We start from the raw sequence: 19481 nt of genomic DNA, 5'->3' as shown, positions 1-19481 counted from the left end.
ATATGTCCAGCAACACAACGAACGTAGGACTGTATAAGAAAAATCCGTCCACAGACGGCAATGATACTTTTGATATTAACACCATGCTGAATGATAACTGGGATAGGATTGATGCGCAGCTAGGCGCACAAGTCGCCGTGAGTCCACCGCCAACAGCGGTGAACCTGGTTAATGGACTGCAGGTTGTGAATGTTCCACAGAGTTCGCCGTTTAACTTGCAAAATATTAAGGGGCGTACGTTGGTTAATTTGTTGGGTAGGGATGGGAACTTCGAAGATATAAGTAGATGGGGTGCCTTTCAAGGAACAATTGCACTAGATACAGCAAATAAAATATATGGGGCAAACTGCGTTAAAGCTACAATTGGAGTTGGGCAAAGCTACGTAGCTGTACTTCAAGATTTATCCCTTAAAATCGGCAGTAATTATATCGCAGTTGCTGAGGTTAGAAATGGAAATTCGTCAATGGGGGTGAACGTTGCCGTTGTAGGTAAGGGGACGGCCCCCCCTAATCTAACCATAAATAGTACATTAAGTTATGTGAAATTCGTTGCTACAGTCGTATCACAACGAGTACAAGTTATGGTAAATGGGGTAGCAGGGCAATATGGTTATGCTGATGGATTCAGGGTGTACGAGCTATCCACAGCTGAATATACTGCTTTAGCAAGTATGACAGATGCACAAATTGCTGCTAAATACCCATATGTTGATGACGTAAAGCATGTTAATGCACCTTATGTGATTAAGTATGGGGAAAACTTAGCACCTACTTTCGGGGAATGGTCTAATGCTATTGCAGAAGCTTTCCCAACGCCATATTCAGCTAAAATCATTTCTTCTACAACAGCGAACCAACAAGCTGCTGCTACCGTAAACGCAGTTGTTGGTACTGCCTACACATACGCAGTATCTCATAACGGATATATAGGCATGGATTTTAGAGACAATGTAGGGAATGTATTACTTACATCGGGATTCGTAACTTCCCAATCCATAACCTTAACTGCCCCAAGTGGAACAGCTACTGTGAGTATTTATATTGCGAGTAATGGTGTTATAGGTACATTCACATTCTCTAACCCTATGCTTAACCTTGGAGTAACAGCCAAACCATTCAAACCACGTAATGACAATATGCTTGCATTTCCTAATGTCCAACTAACATCTTCAGTAGATGGTTCTATGTATGACACGTTATTTAAGCGAAATGGTAAGTACTTTGTCGAGAAGCGATTCAGGGATATGGTGCTGGATGGTAGTCAAACTTGGATATTTGACGCTGATCTAACGGGTTGCAAATCAGTAAGAAGTCCGATAACAGGTCAGACTCCACATACACAGAGGGTAACAAAGTTCGATGGTAAGCCCTTAACTTTTTCAGCAGGGGGATCGACCGTTCCTGATTGGACAGTTTTCGATCTTGCAAATCTTTATATTACAATTGCAGACTTAGATAGCGGTTGGGGAGAGGCATACACACCAACGGCACAAGAGATACAAGCATACTTCTACGGTTGGAGGATGTATGATGGTGGGGGTTCGGGTCTACCTTATAATAACTCAGGAACAAAAACATGGAACACCATAGCTGGGTGGGGAACTCCTACATATTCGACATTTACGTTACCTACATCCATAGCTCCAGTTGGTAATGGCAACTGGAAACCGTATAAACTAGCCTACCAATTAGCTACACCTGTATTTGAGGAAATCCTAGTAGAAGGCAGTATGAGTCTACATGAGGGATTGAATCAGATTGAAGTGGGGCAAGGGGCTGTAATCCGGGAGAAGGCCTATCCTTGGTACCTCGCGGGCAGTAACGAGTATTTGATTAACAATACTGCGGGGACGCCTAGCTTGCTACGAAATAGAGCACGAAACATGATGATGGTTTATAAAAACGGAAAGATAGATAATAAGTGGTATGTATTATCAACAGGGCTGCCTTACGGTACTTCCCAAGCGGGAATTAAAGCCGAAAACTTCGACCCAACTGCCGTATACGAAGCAAGCTATATTGCACTTGATCAATACATACTATCAGCACCAGTACAAGCAGTAACGGCCGAAGCGGCAAGTAATCTGAAAACCGTTGTTGATGTGTTGGCGGCGAATCAAGCAGATCAAGACGCACGTATTAGTGCGACTGAGATTCTAGCTAGACAGATATACAACGTCCCTCAAAAAACAAGTGCGGTATTGGTGTTGTACGTAGACGGGACAAACGGAGCTGACAACAACGATGGAAGTGCAGGGAAGCCGTTTAAGACGATTCAACGGGCAATTAACAACGTTCCGCAAATTGTAAATCACGTGGTAACAATTAACGTATTGGTAGGGGCGTATGCAGAAGATGTAGATTTGAGTGGGTTCATATGTGCTGGTAGCACAAGTGTATTCATAAAACTTGTCGCAATAGGTGTCGTAACTGTTAATAGTATATCTATGTCTAGAACAACTAGAGCATCTATAACTGGTTTTACCGCTACAGCTACAACAAATTCAGGCTTTAGCGCTAATAACTGTGGCTCAATAGACTTTAATATGTGTACTGTAACTTCTGCCTCAGGATCGACGGAAGGGTTTAGTATAGTACAATCGAAAGCGCAAATTACGAATTGTGTAGTTTCAAATAGAGTAGTTGCGTTTCTCATAAGTACAAATAGCGAAGTTATGATCACGAATAATACAGGAACAGGAAATACGTATATATTTAGTGGTGCAGGTGGAAGTAAAGTTACAACATCGGGGACAATCCCAACAGGAACGACTATTTACAGTAGTTCATTCGTCGGAGTTGTTAACCCTTGGGGAGATAACACGCAAGCAAATCGTAGCGCATTCCGGACAACATTAGCAACAACTCAAAATATTTCCGCTTCAACGTCTACTAAACTTGCATTTGCATCTGAGTTTTACGATAATTTGTCCGAATTTGACTCTGTAATCAACTACAGGTTTACTGCTGCTCAGTCTGGTATCTATCTCTTGCGTGCATCAGCAGAAGCGAATGCTACAGTACCATCCGGGTCATCTATGTATATCATAGCAAGGGTGAATGGGATTAACTTAGCTGACATTGGGATGCTTCATGCCAATAATTCAACACCACCGCTAGTTAACGGACAAATAGTTCTTAAACTTAATGTAGGCGACTATGTAGAGTTTTACTATACTTCAACTGTTGCATTAACGCTTAATGTATATAGTACAGAAGCTAGCATTACACGTATCGCATAAAGGAGGAAACCCATGAACATAGTACAAGCAATCATTCATTTATATCCACAAGCTGTCTCTTCCGTAGACTTCATCGTTCAAGACGATTCAGACGGTAACGGCCCGTATATTGCACAATGGAACTTGGAGCATCCACAACCGACTACAGAAGAGCTGCAATCCGCATGGGACACTATGCAACCGACGCCAGAACAAGTATTAAATGACGTTCGATCCTCCCATATCAACAAGCTCAACGCGGCATGTAATACATCCATTCTCGAAGGATTTACTTCAAGTGCACTCGGAACAGATAATACCTATGACTTTGAATACCATGACCAGATTAATCTCGAAGGCATGCTTAATGCAATCTCAGCAGGGATCATTACCGAGAACATCATCTGGAAAGCATCAGGCGTTCCACAGCCTCATAATTTTGAACAATTCAAGGTGTTATACGCCGACGGGCTCGCCCATAAAAACGCCAACATCAACAAGTATTGGGAGTTAAAAGCAGAGGCAATATCAGCGAATAATGCTGAAGATATCGTATCCATAATGTGGTGAAACACCGTAATGGGGCCGCTAGGAAGCCACAAATCCTAGGGGCCTCCACCCATCCCAAAAGAAAGGAGCACAAACGCATGAACCAAATCTGTTTTAACCTGATTTCTGCCACGCTCGGAGCCATCGCGACCTACACGTTTGGTGGGTGGAGCGAACTGATAGGCCTCTTCCTCATGGCGATACTCGTCGATTATGTCACGGGTATTGCCGCCTCGATGAAAGAGCAGCAGGGCCTTAACAGTCAAGTTGGTTTTTGGGGCCTTGCGCGCAAAGGGCTGATGCTGCTTGTCATTATGCTGGCTCATCGCATGGATATTCTCATGAATACAGACCTGATGATGACTGGAGCGATCTATTTTTACTTGGCGAATGAGTTGATTTCTATCACTGAAAATTATGGACGTTTAGGCCTGCCACTGCCTGTTTTCGTGAAGCAAATGATTCAAGTTTTGCGCAGCAAAGGGGAAGGAATATGAGCTCGAGTCTATTTGTTGAGCAAATTGCATCAGCTGCACAAGAAGATATGCGGGCATTTGGTATTTTGGCTAGTGTGACCATCGCACAGGCTATTCTAGAAAGCGGTTGGGGCCGCTATGCCCCAGGCAATAATTTATTTGGGATCAAAGGCAGCGGGCAGCTGCAAGCGACACAGGAATTCATTAACGGCAAATGGCTGCAAATTGTAGCTGGTTTTCGTGTTTACGAAAGCTGGAGCGATAGTATTCGCGACCACTCCTTACTGCTTGCTGCCAACCCAAGATACGCCAAGGTCTTACATGAGCGAGACTACCGCAAGGCAAGTTGGGGACTGCAGCAAGCAGGATACGCAACAGATCCACAATATGCAGACAAGCTGATTGGTATTATTGAGGGGAGCGATCTGACCCGTTATGATGAAGTTGTAATTGTAGAAGAAGGGGAGTATGTAATGAGTCCGGATGATGCCAATAAAATTATTAATTTTTTATCTGCGGCTTGGATGAGCACGGAAGATGTTGAAGCTAAGGAAGAATTTCATCGATTAGCCAATGAGCTCCGAAAAGTATCAGGACAGATGTGAACGGTCGTACTAGTAAAATCCCACCTACTCTCGATCACCGTATCGAGGAGAAGTGGGATTTTTTAGGCTAGATTCTTGCCTGTATACATCCACTAACCTCAAAAGTTGCCTCGTGCACGTATCCGGTAATCCCTCCAGCCCTTACTATGATAGGTGAGAAGCTTCGCCCACTAACGATTAGGGGAGAGATACCCATGGCTCGAAAACGTAACGATCGTTCTAATATTATTGTTTTTTTCACGGATCAGCAGAGAGCGGATACCACCGGTATCCACGGCAATCCGCTGAATCTGACACCGAACTTCGACCGCCTAGCGGCGCACGGTACGCACGTGCCGCTAGGCTTCACATGCCAGCCAGTCTGCGGACCGGCACGCTCCTGCATTCAAACCGGACTGTACGCTACGGAGTCGGGTTGCTTCAATAACCGCGTTCCCCTCCCACAGGAGGGGACGAAGCTGGCCGAGCACTTCCGCGCAGCGGGCTACCAGACCGGCTATATCGGCAAATGGCATTTGGCCGGAGAGAATCCGGTCCCCGAGCATAAGCGCGCGGGCTACGACTATTGGCTGGCCGCCAATTCCGTCGAAGGCACGTCAGAGCCCTATGCGGCTGTTCTCTGGGACAACGACAACAACCGCGTTGAGCTCCCCGGCTACCGCGTCGATGCACTGACCGACGCGGCCATAAGATACATCGACGCTCACAAAGAGGAGCCGTTCTTCCTGTTTCTCTCCTTCCTCGAGCCGCATCATCAGAATCACCTCGACGACTATGTCGCGCCAGACGGCTACAAGGAACGCTATACAGGCAGGTGGACACCGCCAGATCTTGCAAGCCTCACCGGGACGGCGCCGCAGCATCTTGGCGGTTACTACGGCATGGTCAAGCGGCTGGACGAAGCGCTGGGCCGAATGCAGGACGCCATCAAGAGCCTTGGCTTGGCGGAGGATACGATCATTTTGTTCACCGCTGATCATGGCTGCCATTTCAAAACACGCAACGCGCAGTATAAGCAGTCGTGCCATGAAAGCTCCATTCACGTGCCATTCGCGCTCACGGGACCGGGCTTCACAGGCGGCGGCCGCATCAAGGAGCTGGTCAGCTTAATCGATATCCCGCCGACGCTGCTCGACGCAGCGGGGATTGCGATTCCTCCCGAGATGCAGGGTCACTCCCTGCTATCCCTAATCAACCAAAAGGCGACCGATTGGCCGCAGGAGGTATTTGTGCAAATCAGCGGAACCCAGGTGGCCCGGGCCATCCGAACGAAACGCTGGAAATATAGCATTTGGGCGCCCGATAAGCATGGCGGGCAAGATTCCTGCTCCGATAAGTACGTCGAGGAGTGCTTGTACGATCTGCAAGCAGACCCTTATGAGCTGACGAATTTGGCAGGCATGGAGTCCCATGCAGAGGTTTCAGCTGTGCTAAGGGAGAAATTACTGCGACGAATGGCGGCAGCAGGGGAAGCCGTTCCCTACGTCGAGTCAGCTCCGCAAAGACCGAGCGGTCAAAGGCGTGTTACACAGGCAGAGCAACAGCAATAGCTATGGTAGTTTTTACCTTTATGTAGCTCGGCCACGTGTTCTATAATAGACATACATTCAAGAGGAAGCGTGGTGACGGGCTTACATGAAATTCAGTTACTTCAAGAAGTGGATTGCGTTTATACTACTGATTTCAGTGCTGCCTGTCGTAATGATCGGGATATTTTCCTATTACAAATCGTCGGGAGACATTCAAGATAAGGTTAACGAGGGCAACCGGCAGAATCTCCTTCAAACGGAGTCGCGTGTCGAGCAGATTCTGCGAGCGCTGGAGTACTCGGTTACCCAGTATGGCAATTCACCGCAGGTGACGTCGGCCCTTCAGCAGTCACTAACGATCGATGACTTTCAGACGATTAACAGCTTGTCCAAAGGGCTGAATAGTCTGCAATTTTATTTTGGCATACGAAACGTGTATTTAATTAATCTGGACAAAAATTGGGTAGTCGGAAGCGAGGGCTTCAATTCCTTTACAGATCAGTCCTATCACGATTTATTCATGAAATATGCCCAATCGAGCAATGGTCTGAGTTGGGTGACCGCTAGCGGTGAGGGAACGAACACATCGAATTCATCCCATACATCAAATACAGAGGGACTCATTACGCTGGTCTCCAAGCTTCCATTCAATAACACGTCCAAAAATCCGCCTGGGATGATCGTAATCCAAATTTCCAATGCGGAGCTGAATCAGTTTCTGCTGAATAATAGTCAGTTGGGTGAAGTGTTTGTACTGGATCGCAATAATCATGTCATGCTAGGGGATCATACGGGGGCGGGCGTAGACAAGAAAAGCGTAGAAGCCATGTGGGACCAAACCTCGTCGGATCCTGCTTATGTAGAACATGGCGAGCTTGCAACGACGATCCACGGTGAGCGCTTCTGGGTGAACTATCAGAAATCCCCGTATAACGGCTGGACATATCTGACGATTCAGTCGATTCATCAAATCACGAAGGACTCCCGATCCATCGGGTGGTTCACCCTTGCGACTTGTCTGTTTATTTTGGTCGTGATCCTACTAGTGGCATACTTCGGGACGCGACGTATGTATAGCCCGATTCAACGGCTTGTTGATTTCACGAAGAATGCTGCAGGTGTGCAAGCAAGACCGACAGGTAACCAAGACGAACTGTCCTTCGTTCGCGATCGCATTGCAGCGCTTCTCGATTCGGGCAATGAGATGGAGAACCGGATGTTGCATGATCTATCGCAGTTGCGTGAGTTTTTTATGATCAAAATGCTGCGAGGTCAAATGTCAGACAAAGAACTGACCGATAAGCTGACGCGCTTCGACTTTCCTTCAGGCTGGAAGAAACTAGCCATCTTAACCCTGCAGATCGATACCCTGGAGGGTACGCGTTTTGAAGAACGAGATCGCGATCTGCTACTTTTCGCCATCAGCAATATGGTGGGGGAAATCATCCCCTCCCCTCAACGGTTCAGTCCGATCATGCTGGACGAATCGCAGTTGACCTTGCTAGCTACCGATGCCGAGACGAACGAGGATTGCCGGAAGTTTGCCTACGCCACAGCGGAGCAGATCAAGGAATCTATCGCAAGTCTGCTGCAAGTAACCGTTAGCATAGGAATCAGCCGGCCTTTTGAGAAGCTAACGCTAGCGAATAAAGCCTATGAGGAAGGTTTATCTGCCCTCAAATATAGGCTGAAGCTAGGGTCCGGCATTATTCTCGACATGGACAGCATTCATCCGGATGGCGGCGGGGCAGAGTTCGCCTATGCGAAATCGCTCGAGCAAGAACTCATCATCGCGGTAAAAGAAGGCCATGATTTGCTGGCAGATAAACGCTTGCACGAATTCATGCAGCATCTGCGCAGTCGTAATCTGCCTTTCGATGAATACCAGATGATCATGACACAGCTGCTGTCAGCACTAACCAGGCTAGTCTATGAATGGAATAGCTCGTTAATCGCTGTTTTTGGAAGCGATTCGTCGATTCTAGAGGCCTTTTACAAGCTGCATACGGCAGAAGATACAGAAAGATGGCTTAGCCAATCGGTCATTCATCCTCTTATTCGATTCCAGAACAATCGGAACGAGTCACAGTACAACAATATCACCGAAATGGTGATTCGATTCATTCAAGAGGAATACGATACGGATCTATCGCTCGAAGCGTGTGCGGCCCGTATTAATTTCCATCCTGTGTATGTGAGCCGGGTATTTAAGAAGGAAACGGGCGTTAGCTTCAGCGACTATTTGGCACAACACCGACTCACGGTAGCCAAACGATTGCTGGCAGAGACGGATATGAAGGTATCGGAAATTGCGGAGAAATTGTCGTATTCGAACTCGGCGACGTTCATTCGTTACTTCAGCAAGGTGGAAGGCATGACGCCAGGTCAATATCGCAAAGAACTGCAAACCGCAGATCACACCTAACAGAAGTCAAATAAGGAAGGGGCTGAATCGTCGATTCGGCCACTTCGCCATGTTTGCAGAAGACCATTTTGCCTATCCAAAGTACGATTTCAAGGTTGCCGGAGGGATATCAGCAGTTATCCAAAGCACATTACCCTGAAATAACCCCGAAATGACGCGTGAAGTTGCCGTGTGTGTATAGTCGGAAACAGCCGCCTACCTTATGATGAAGCCATGTTACAACGAACATCGAGAAAAGGAGGGGGCACAAGATCGCACACGTAAACGCAAATCCAATAACAAAGCCACTGCAGAATTCCACGTTAATCAAAAAGAAAAAAGGGATCGTCTACGAGCTCGTCACGAACAAATGGCTGTATATCATGTTATTTCCTGCTATGCTGTACTTTTTCGTTTTTAAATACATTCCTATGCTGGGCGTCGTGATGGCGTTTGAGAACTATAATCCGGTAAAAGGCATGCTGCATAGTGACTGGGTAGGATTTAAGAACTTCACACATTTCTTTGGTGAACCGACATTCTGGATGTTATTCCGAAATACGTTGCTGTTAGCGCTGTACAGCTTGCTCTTTTATTTCCCGCTGCCGATAATTCTTGCACTTCTATTGAATGAGGTTCGCAAAGAAGCGTACAAACGATTCGTGCAGACGGTGATCTACATTCCCCACTTCATTTCGTGGGTGGTCGTGGTCAGTATGAGCTACTTACTGCTAACGACAGAAGGCGGTGCCGTGAATAACGCGATCGCAGGACTCGGATTTGAAAAGATTCCATTTCTGCTTAGCAGCGAATGGTTCCGGCCAACTGTGGTGCTGCAGCTCATCTGGAAGGATACAGGCTGGGGGACGATTATCTTCCTGGCTGCGCTATCCGGGGTAGATACGCAGTTATACGAAGCCGCTACAATGGATGGTGCCGGGCGTTCCCGTCAGTTGTGGCACATCACGTTGCCAGCGATTCGAAGTACGATCGTTATTCTGCTGATTTTGCGCTTGGGCCACTTCCTAGATGTCGGCTTTGAGCACGTGTTCCTGATGTTGAATTCGATGAATCGTGAGGTCGGCGAGGTGTTTGAAACGTACGTCTACCGCATCGGTTTAACGCAGGGACAATACAGCTACAGCGCAGCCGTTGGATTATTCAAGTCGGCCATTGGGCTCGTTCTCGTCCTATCCGCAAACTGGCTTGCGAAACGATTCGGTGAGGAAGGCGTGTATTAGGCCGCATGGAAAGGGGATTCGTATGAAACATACAACGTGGTCCGGCAAACTGTTCGATGCTGTGAATGTTCTCATTTTATTTATCATTGCCATGTCGACACTGGTGCCGTTCCTGTATATCATTATCTCATCATTCGCCAATCCTGCAGATCTGGTGTGGGCCTCGATTTGGAAACTGCCAGCTAAGCTGAATGTGGAGGCATATCGCTACATTTTTTCTACCTCTACGCTAACGCACAGTATGCTGGTTTCCATCTATATCACGGTGCTCGGAACAGCGATCAACCTTGTGTTTACCGTTCTAGGTGCGTATCCGCTAGCGCAAAAGAGGCTGAAAGGCCGCAGTGTCTACCTGCTCCTTATTCTAATCACCATGCTGTTTAGCGGTGGAGTGGTGCCAACGTATTTTGTCGTCAAATCGCTAGGCATGATCAATTCGCTCTGGTCCCTGATGATTCCGACAGCCATTAATGCGTTCAACTTAATTATTATGAAAAACTTTTTCCAGAACGTGCCCGACGGTATTGAAGAGTCCGCGAAAATCGATGGCTGTAACGATGTCGGTATCCTGTTCCGTATTGTGCTGCCCTTGTCGTTACCGGCTATCGCGACATTCGGTTTGTTCTATGCCGTCAACAACTGGAATCAATATTTTAGTGCGATTATCTATTTGAACGATGCGACCAAATGGCCGCTGCAAGTGATGCTGCGCCAAATCATTATTCTTTCACAGGACAGCTTCGGCAGTTCATCGGACACCCAAAAGTTCCTCGATCCCGAAACGCTGAAGATGGCGGTTATCGTGTTCGCAACGGTTCCGATAATGATTGTGTATCCGTTTTTACAAAAGCATTTTGCTAAAGGAGTTATGCTGGGTTCTGTGAAAGGATAATCCAGTGGATCGTGAGCCAGCAACGAATAAACATATTCTAGGGAGGCATCATCCATGCGTTCGAAACAATTTTTGAAAACCCGAGCAGTTCCCGTCCTACTAACGGCAGCCATGGCAACTTCGCTTGCGGCTTGCGCCAGCAAAACCGATACAAGCGCTACAACGAGCAGCCCAACGGGCAAAGTAAGCGCGGAAGATAAGAAATTTGCTGCCGATCAACCTTACGAATTGTCGCTTTCGACGAGTATAGCAGGAGAACCACCTGCACCTGGGAATGAAGTTGAGCTAGCGATCCAGAAAAATACAGGCGTTACGCTCAAAATGCAATGGATCCCAGCAGCAGCGATGAAAGATAAGGAAAACATCATGATCGCATCTGGTGAGCTGCCGAAGGCCATGGTGGTTAACTACGATACACCGGTATTAAGCGCGATGCGCAATGGCACCTTCTGGGAGCTTGGTCCTTTGCTGAAGGATTATCCGACTTTATCTAAGATTGATCCTTCTTTTTACAATAATATTAAAGTAGACGGCAAGATTTATGGGATTCCAAAGGCCAGAGAGATTGCCCGAAATGCAACGATCTATCGGAAAGACTGGCTGGATGCACTCGGCTTGAAAGAACCGAAAACGCCTGAGGATCAATACAACATTATTAAAGCGTTCACACTCAATGATCCGGATAAAAACGGCAAGAACGATACCGTAGGCTATAACATGAATAAGGATTTCACGGCGTTTGATAAAATGGTCGTCATCTTCGGCGGGCCGAATCGTTGGGGCGTTGTAGACGGTAAAGTGACACCGGCTTGGATGACCAAAGCGAATATGGACGCGTTGAATTGGTATAAACGTTTGTATGATGAAAAGCTGATGAACCAGGACTTCGCTGTCACGGAGAAAGCGACCGTCGATAAGAACTGGGCCGCCGGCAAGATCGGGATGGTAGATGCGGTCGTTCTCGCAGCAGGTCAGTCCCAAGGAACAGCCGTGAAGAAGAATAACCCAGCTGCACAGACGGATTTCTTCACTACATTGGATGCAGGCAGCGGCCCTAGAATCGATGGGGCTTCTTACAACGATGGCTTCGTGGCGATCCCGAAATCCTCGGTCAAAACAGAAGCTGAAGTTAGACGCATTCTGAGCTATTTTGAGAAAATGTCCGCTGATCCAGAGATGGCTACACTCATGAATAGCGGGATGGAAGGCATCGAGTACAAGGTCGATAACGGGCTCATCGTGCAGACAGATGCGGATAAATTCGGCAAGTTCATCAAGCCGTATCGCGATGGTGTGTCACGTGATTATAGCATCAATCCGAAGGCGACGAAGGATGATCCGCTTGTGAAGAAAGGGAACCAAGCTGCGAAGGATAATTTGAAGAATGCCATTCTTAACCCGTTCCTGTCGTTCAATTCAACAACGTATCTGGAAAAAGGTGCGGAGCTTGATCAAATGATTACGGATGCTCGCGTAAAATACATCATGGGCAAATTGGATGGGGCTGGCTTCCAGCAAGAGGTAGACAAATGGCTGAAAGCTGGCGGACAGAAGATTATTGATGAATATACGGCGGAGTACGCGAAGACGGCTAAAAAATAAATGATTTGTGAGAATCCTCATTCCCATGAGGATTTTTCACTTCACGAGGAGGTATACGCAGCATGTCAGCTACCGCGAGACCGAATATTTTGATCTTTATGACTGATCAAGAGCAGGCGCAAGTGACGCTTCCTGATCATCCTTGTCGTACGCCAAATTTAGATCGTATTGCTGCGCAAGGGGTTCGTTTTACTCACGTCTATCCGCCGATGGCGCATTGCTGCCCAGCAAGGGCTTCCTTCATGACGGGGCTGTACCCTTCTCAGCACGGTGTTTATAACAACGTGGATAATGATCAGGCATACCGCAGGGGGCTTAAGCCGGGGGTAGAGACATTTTCCGAGAAGCTGGCGGAGTCTGGTTATGACTTGTATTACAGCGGGAAATGGCATATTTCAGCGGAGGAAAGACCGACAGATCGCGGATGGAAAGAGTGGCTCTATGTCACGGAAATCAGCAAAGAACAAGGTGACCGACGGCAAATGTTCCGGAACAAGCCGAGTGAGCGAGGTCGTACAGATCGGAAACGGGGTGAGCTGCTAAGGCCAGGTTGGGGGAGCAAACAGTTATATGGATCGACACCGGCTGTCTACGAAGAAATGAAGGACTATGACATCGTGCAAAAGGGTGTTGAACAGCTTCAGAAGTTGAAAGACAGCACCGACCCGTGGTGTGTATATATAGGAGTGAATGGCCCGCATGATCCGTTCATTGTGCCAGAGAAATATGCGACCATGTATAATCCGGATGATATCCCATTGCCACCGAATTACCATGATGCATTGACAGATAAACCAGGCGTGTATCGGCGGATGCGGAAGGTGTTTGATCAACTGACTGAGCAGGAAGTGAAAGAATCCATTGCGCATTACTGGGGATATTGCACGATGATGGATGACCTGTTCGGCGAAGTGCTCCAAGCACTCGAAGCGAACGGACAAATGGACAACACGCTCATCTTGTTCCTCTCCGACCATGGGGAGCATGCAGGCGCCCATGGGCTGTATGCCAAGGGCATCAGCAACTTTGACGAGGGCTACCGCGTGCCCTGCTTGATCTCTTGGCCGGGGCATATCACCCAGCCCGGCAGCAGCGTTGACGAATTCGTCACGCTGATGGATATCGCGCCGACGCTGCTTGAAGCGGCCGGGGCAGGACCGCTGGCGAAGTGCAGCGGTGCCAGTTTACAGCCATTCCTGCGGGGAGAGAAGCCTGAGGCTTGGCGCAGCATTATGTTCACGCAGTGCAACGGCACGGAAGTGCTGTATACGAGCCGTATGGTGAAGGATCGCAAGTATAAATTCGTCTACAACCCAGCGGATATCGATGAGCTGTACGATTTGGAGAGGGATCCGCATGAGCTGGTGAATATCATCGACAAGCCGGAGCTGGAGCCAGTCAAAGAGAGGATGTACACCCGCATGTGGGAGCAGGCGTATCTCTACGAGGATACGATTTTCAATCCCTATGTGACGGTAGCTACAGCTGACTATGGGCCGGCGATCATCAATGAGTAATCTTTTACGGAGAAAGGAGGGGTGTTAATGATGAGCAGACCGAACAGACCGAATATGCTAATCTTCATGACCGATCAGCAGCAGGCGCAGGTCATTGACGAGCGGCATCCGTGCCGCACGCCGCATTTGAACCAATTCGCCCGTGAAGGGATTACGTTCGATCGGACCTATACGACGATGGCGCATTGCTGCCCGTCTCGGGCTTCTTTTTTCACAAGTTTATATCCATCTCAACACGGTATACACAACAATGTGTGCACGCCCACAGCGATTCAGAAAGCGCTCAATCCAGGCGTGGAGACTTTCGGGGAGAAGCTGCGCGATGCCGGGTATTCCTTGCATTTTACGGGGAAATGGCATATCTCCACGGAAGAGAATCCAGCCGACCGAGGCTGGGAGGAGCTCAAAGTAACGGCGGGCAAAGACGTCTACATGGGGGCAAGCATCGCAGCGTGGCAGGAGATGGAAGCGACGGTGAAGTCAGCGGCGGAGCGGAAACCAGGTGAACTGCTGCGCCCAGGCTGGGATGAGTTCGTGCTGTACGGCACGGCGGATAAGCGCTATGAGGAAACCGACGATTATGACGTGGTGACGAAGGCGAAGGAGCGATTGGCAGAGCTAAAAGGAGCAGAGCAGCCTTGGTGCATGTATGTCGGCGTGCTGGGACCGCATGATCCGTTCATCGTGCCTGAGAAATACGCGAAGATGTATAAGGCGGAAGAGGTGGAGCTGCCGCCGAATTACCATGACTCGCTGCAGGATAAACCGAGAATTTACGAGCGCATGAGACGCGTCTGGGATCAGCTGTCCGAACAGGAAGTGAAAGAATCCATTGCCCATTACTGGGGATATTGCACAATGGTGGACGACATGTTTGGGGAAGTGCTTGAGGCGCTCGAGCGCACGGGGCAAGCGGACAATACGCTGGTCGTTTTCCTTTCTGATCATGGCGAAAGCGGCGGCGCCCATGGGTTGTATCTGAAGGGCATCAGCCCCTATGAAGAAACGTACCGGATTCCGTGTGTGGTTCGTTGGCCTGAGGGCATCGTTCAACCTGGGCGACATGTGGAGTCGCTGGTTAGCATCATGGATTTGGCTCCGACCTTCATGGCGGTTGCAGATGCAGGGGATTTGAATGGTGGCGGAGCAGGACGGAGCTTGCTGCCTTGGCTGCGCAATGAGAATGTACCTGCGGAGAACTGGCGAGATGCCGTTTATAATCAGTGTAACGGTGTTGAGATTTATTACACCCAGCGGATGGTTCGGACAGAGCGCTACAAATTCGTGTACAATCCGGCTGACTTTGATGAACTGTACGATTTGCAAGAGGACCCGTATGAAATGATTAATTTGGCGGGGGACCCTGCTAGGAAGCCCTTACTTTCCATGTTGTATCAGAAAATGTGGCAGGAAGCAGCGGCCAATGGGGACCGCATTTTTAATCAATACCCATCCATTGCGATGGCCGATGTGGGCCCTGCTCTAGCGATTGGTCGCGAGGCGAAGAGGGACTAAGTGTAATTGGCGCTGCTGGTCCCAAACTAGGCAGCGCCTTTTGCAGCGAAGCATCAGAAGTTGCCTCAGGTGGGTCGCAGGTTAACTGCGGGATACTATAGCCGGTTAAACGAGGAAGTTTCCCAGCGTCGGTTTTACGTAATCCATTCCTATTCTAATATAAGCACTGTTACCTATCAGGGAAGCAGACGAACTGCTACCAGTCGCTTCAAGCTTCAGAAGCAGCTTCATTCTGTTCTCAGATAACAACAAGGAGGTGTCATGCGTTACAACTTGGCAAGTGCGCAGATGAAGCTCTTCATCAATACAACGGATTGAAGCGAATATGTAAGCGCTATACTTGACTCTACTTTAGGAAGGTGATTAGTAATGAAAGTTCTCTCGAGATTAACATGGACGAAAACATGCTCCGTCTTGCTCAGCGCTTGTCTGGTCGTTGCGGCTGTCCCGTTCTTTCCAAAGGCAGCGGCTGCTGCTGTACCCACGGTGACCTTTCAGCCCAGCGGCTTTGATGGCGGCGGTTTCCAAAGTGTTGTAGCCGCTGACCCGAATCATCAAGGCGTCCTACTGGACGGTGCGGATGTGTCCGGTATTTTCCGATCAACAAGTACGACGTGGCCGTCTTGGGTGCCAGTGAATAATCATATTAGCGGTAATAGTGCTTTTACCGATACAGGACATTTGAAAGTAGCGGCCATCACCTTTGCACCAGGCACATCGAACTTGGTTTATGCAGGTGTAGGCAGTCAGGGAACACGCGGTGGCTTTATGGCATCGACGGATGGTGGACAGACGTGGGCGATTCGCTCCACAGTGCCACAGTTCAATGGCGGTAATCCCAAAACGGAAAGCCCTGTTGATTCAGGCGGCACAGCGATCATTCCTTCCTATCCGCGAAACACGGGTAATCTAATCGCTTTAGATGAAACGAACGGCTATATCTATGCTGCTACGTATCAAGGCGGTCTCATGCGAAATCACAATAACGGTTACGATGCGACGGCGGGCAATGGAACTGGCTGGGATACCATCGGTTTAAGCGGTGCTTTCCTGCGGAGTTTAGTGATCGATCCGAGCAACAGCAATACGTTATATGTATCGACCTATGATACGACAGCCGCCACAGACAGTGCGAGGCGCTTCAATAAAGTGTATAAAATTACCAATTCCCGTTCGGCCACGCCTACCGTTACCGTCTTATCGAATTCACCTAATACCGTGAAGGAAATGGTGATCATCGGCGGGGTTATTTATGCGGCAGCAGGCGCAGATGGTATTTATTCTTCCGCAGACGGCGGGGCTACGTGGAATAAGCTGTACCAGCACAATACAACTGTCAATCCAACAACGCGTTGGATGTCGATTACGGGGTACACAAGTACAGGTGGTCCCGTTCTATTTGCAGGCGCGTGGAATCCGCCGAAAAATACAACCGTATCCACCCAGTATGACGGCGTCATTCGCTCGCTGGATGGCGGTGCGACTTGGACGTCAATGACGCAGGACGACAGCCAAATCAAGAACCTCGTCGATGGCCCTGGCGGCTCCGACGATTGGTGGCTCCTTCACTCCGATGAAGGCGCGCATACACGCATGGGCGACGATCGCTACGCCTCGTCTTATCTGGTCGTGGATCCGTACAATGCCAACACGCTTTACTCTTCCGGTAAAGCGGGCGTTTGGCGTACGGATAATGCCACAGCAGCAACGCCGACGTGGTACCCGGCGTCCCACAAGCTGAACGTGTCGAATGACTTTACAGTCATTTCTGACCCGACACGGGCGAACGGCACCGTCCACATCGGGAATGTGGACTGGAACTACCTCTACTCGACCGATCACATGCAGACGGTCAATCCGAACAGGCTGACGTCGGACACGAACGTCACGCCGCCTTATTTACAGCGCAACGTGACTGGGTTAGCGCTGGACTCGAGCATGAACACGAATGCTGTCGTGTACATCGGCACGGGCGATCGCAACTCGAACACGGGTGGCGAGGTGTATGCGAATGCGAATCCGCTGACGCTGCAGGATTCGGGCTCTAACTCGCCATGGGTGTCCGAAGGACTGGCCGCCAATGTGAAAACGCGCTTCAGCATCGCGAACGTGACCAAAGCCAGACGCGTCATGGCGGTTGCGGCGAACCAACGCGATAACGGCTCCGGAGGTAAAGATAAGTACGTCATTGCCGCTGTAGAGAATGGCGGCGTATGGCAGGAGAAGAACGGCACGTGGAGCCAAGTGACCTATGTTGTCGATGCGAACACGACAGATGCGATGGCTGGCTCGCAAGCTACGCGACTGGCTAGCATGATCTGGAATGGCGGCTCTTCCTACGTTTATCTATACGATAAGGATAAAGGGGTCTTCCGTTCCAATAGTAATGGGGATGCGGGCAGTTGGCAGAAGATCTTTATCAATACGTCTGTCAGTGACTATAGCGGACACGTATTGCTGGATCCGAGCGACAGTACGAAGCTCTATGTATCGGCGGATAATGGGCTATATCGGATCGATAGTGCCGAAACTGTCTCATCCTCAGCAGGCGTGAAGTTGAATTTCCCTTCTGGCGTGCCGGGGCCGATTGCGTTTTATAATGGCAATTTTTTCGTGGCTACACCAGCAAGTAGCACGAACCCTGAGCCGCACTTGTATGTGGCGAGCGCCAGCGATGTAGCTGCAGCTACAGCATCAACGTCCATAACGTGGACGGATATTACAGCAACGGACCCGGTTTTCCGGGGCATGGGGCAATTCCTATACAACATGGATATTAGCAATGATGGTTATATTTATATGGCCTCTGATACAGATGGCTTGCTTGTTGGCCAACTAAGCGGCGGGGACACGACAGCACCAACTGCGCCAACGGTGAGTTCGCCTAGTCATGGGCTAACTAGTGTGGATTTGAGCTGGAGCGGGGCAACGGATAATATCGGGATTACAAGCTATGATCTTTACAAGAATGGCAGCTTTTTGACGAACGTGACGGGGACAACGAAGACGGTTAGCAGCTTAACGCCAGGCACGAGTTATAGCTTCTATGTCAAAGCCAAAGATGCAGCGGGAAATGCTTCGCCGGCAAGTAATACCGTGAATGTGACGACAACAGTGGATACGACTGCGCCTACCGCACCAACCTTGAGTTCGCCGAGTCATGCGCAGACAACGGTTAATCTGAGTTGGAGTGGCGCGACGGATAACGTTGGTGTGACGAGCTACGATGTGTACAAGAACGGTTCGTTCTTGACGAATACGGCATCGAGCAGCTATATAGCTACGGGTCTGAGCAGTGGAACAAGCTACAGCTTCTATGTCATCGCCAAAGATGCTTCGGGTAATTCGTCGCCGTCTAGCAATACGGTGAACGTTACGACGGACACAACATCTTCCTTACTAACCGATGATTTCGAAGACGGGAATGCGACGGGTTGGACGGCGACGGGAACCTGGAGTGTTGTAACGGATGGCAGTACGCAGGCTTATTATGCTAACAATCCTTCTTCTGCTGCCAGATCGGTAACGGGCACAAGTTCGTGGACGAATTATGCCGTTCAGGCACAAGCGAAAGTAAGCACATGGAATACCGGAGGTAAAGTAGGTGTCATGGGCATGTATACGGACAGCTCCAACTATTATTACATGGTATTTGAGTACAATTCCGGCAAAGTATCGATCTACAAACGTTCTGGCGGAACAGAAACGGCGCTTGCTCGTTCAGCGGTTATTACCGCTCCAACGACAGGTGTTTACCATACCTATAAATTGCAAGTCTCCGGCAGCACATTGAATGCTTATATTGACGGTACGCTGCAAGTGACAGCGACGGACAGCACTTTCACTTGGGGGACAGTTGGGCTCTACTCGACGAATGAGCAAACGTATTTCGATAATGTGCAGGTGCAGTAATTTGATCTGAAAATGGAA

The 19481-nt window shown here is 49.0% G+C and carries 12 protein-coding genes; all 12 read left to right on the top strand.

Annotation, left to right across the window (positions count from 1 at the left end):
* Positions 1 to 2 precede the first annotated feature (2 nt).
* The 12 genes from A8709_RS28350 (at position 3) to A8709_RS28295 (ending at position 19463) form a co-directional block, all read left to right on the top strand.
* Positions 3 to 3242: a hypothetical protein gene (locus A8709_RS28350; RefSeq protein WP_065857616.1), complete on the top strand. Its 3240-nt coding sequence runs from the start codon at positions 3 to 5 to the stop codon at positions 3240 to 3242.
* 12 nt (positions 3243 to 3254) lie between these two features.
* Positions 3255 to 3791 carry an XkdW family protein gene (locus A8709_RS28345; protein WP_065857614.1) on the top strand — a complete coding sequence of 179 codons (537 nt, stop codon included), beginning with the start codon at positions 3255 to 3257 and terminating at the stop codon, positions 3789 to 3791.
* Positions 3792 to 3868: 77 nt separating this feature from the next.
* Positions 3869 to 4267, top strand: coding sequence for a phage holin family protein (locus tag A8709_RS28340; RefSeq protein ID WP_065857612.1), 399 nt, complete (start codon positions 3869 to 3871; stop codon positions 4265 to 4267).
* A complete protein-coding gene (locus A8709_RS28335) occupies positions 4264 to 4851 on the top strand; it encodes a glycoside hydrolase family 73 protein (protein WP_065857610.1) in 588 nt (195 codons plus the stop codon). Before A8709_RS28340 ends, A8709_RS28335 begins: the two co-directional genes overlap by 4 nt.
* 194 nt (positions 4852 to 5045) lie before the next feature.
* On the top strand, positions 5046 to 6401 hold the full coding sequence (locus A8709_RS28330) for a sulfatase family protein (RefSeq protein WP_065857608.1): 1356 nt from the start codon (positions 5046 to 5048) through the stop codon (positions 6399 to 6401).
* Between the two features lie 85 nt (positions 6402 to 6486).
* Positions 6487 to 8805, top strand: coding sequence for a helix-turn-helix domain-containing protein (locus tag A8709_RS28325; protein ID WP_065857606.1), 2319 nt, complete (start codon positions 6487 to 6489; stop codon positions 8803 to 8805).
* A gap of 305 nt (positions 8806 to 9110) precedes the next feature.
* A complete protein-coding gene (locus A8709_RS28320) occupies positions 9111 to 10025 on the top strand; it encodes an ABC transporter permease (RefSeq protein WP_425262361.1) in 915 nt (304 codons plus the stop codon).
* A gap of 22 nt (positions 10026 to 10047) precedes the next feature.
* Positions 10048 to 10917 carry a carbohydrate ABC transporter permease gene (locus A8709_RS28315; protein WP_065857602.1) on the top strand — a complete coding sequence of 290 codons (870 nt, stop codon included), beginning with the start codon at positions 10048 to 10050 and terminating at the stop codon, positions 10915 to 10917.
* 54 nt (positions 10918 to 10971) lie between these two features.
* On the top strand, positions 10972 to 12519 hold the full coding sequence (locus A8709_RS28310) for an extracellular solute-binding protein (RefSeq protein ID WP_065857600.1): 1548 nt from the start codon (positions 10972 to 10974) through the stop codon (positions 12517 to 12519).
* A 62-nt stretch (positions 12520 to 12581) separates the two neighbouring features.
* On the top strand, positions 12582 to 14036 hold the full coding sequence (locus A8709_RS28305) for a sulfatase family protein (protein ID WP_065857598.1): 1455 nt from the start codon (positions 12582 to 12584) through the stop codon (positions 14034 to 14036).
* A 30-nt stretch (positions 14037 to 14066) separates the two neighbouring features.
* Positions 14067 to 15551 carry a sulfatase family protein gene (locus A8709_RS28300; RefSeq protein WP_167357196.1) on the top strand — a complete coding sequence of 495 codons (1485 nt, stop codon included), beginning with the start codon at positions 14067 to 14069 and terminating at the stop codon, positions 15549 to 15551.
* Between the two features lie 369 nt (positions 15552 to 15920).
* Entirely contained in the window at positions 15921 to 19463 is a 3543-nt protein-coding gene (locus A8709_RS28295) for a fibronectin type III domain-containing protein (protein ID WP_065857594.1), read from the top strand.
* Positions 19464 to 19481: the final 18 nt, after the last annotated feature.

The organism is Paenibacillus pectinilyticus (genome assembly GCF_001700435.1).
Classification (GTDB): domain Bacteria; phylum Bacillota; class Bacilli; order Paenibacillales; family NBRC-103111; genus Paenibacillus_E; species Paenibacillus_E pectinilyticus.
Note: the sequence above shows the minus strand (reverse complement) of the source record. Positions and strands in the feature narration are given on the sequence as shown.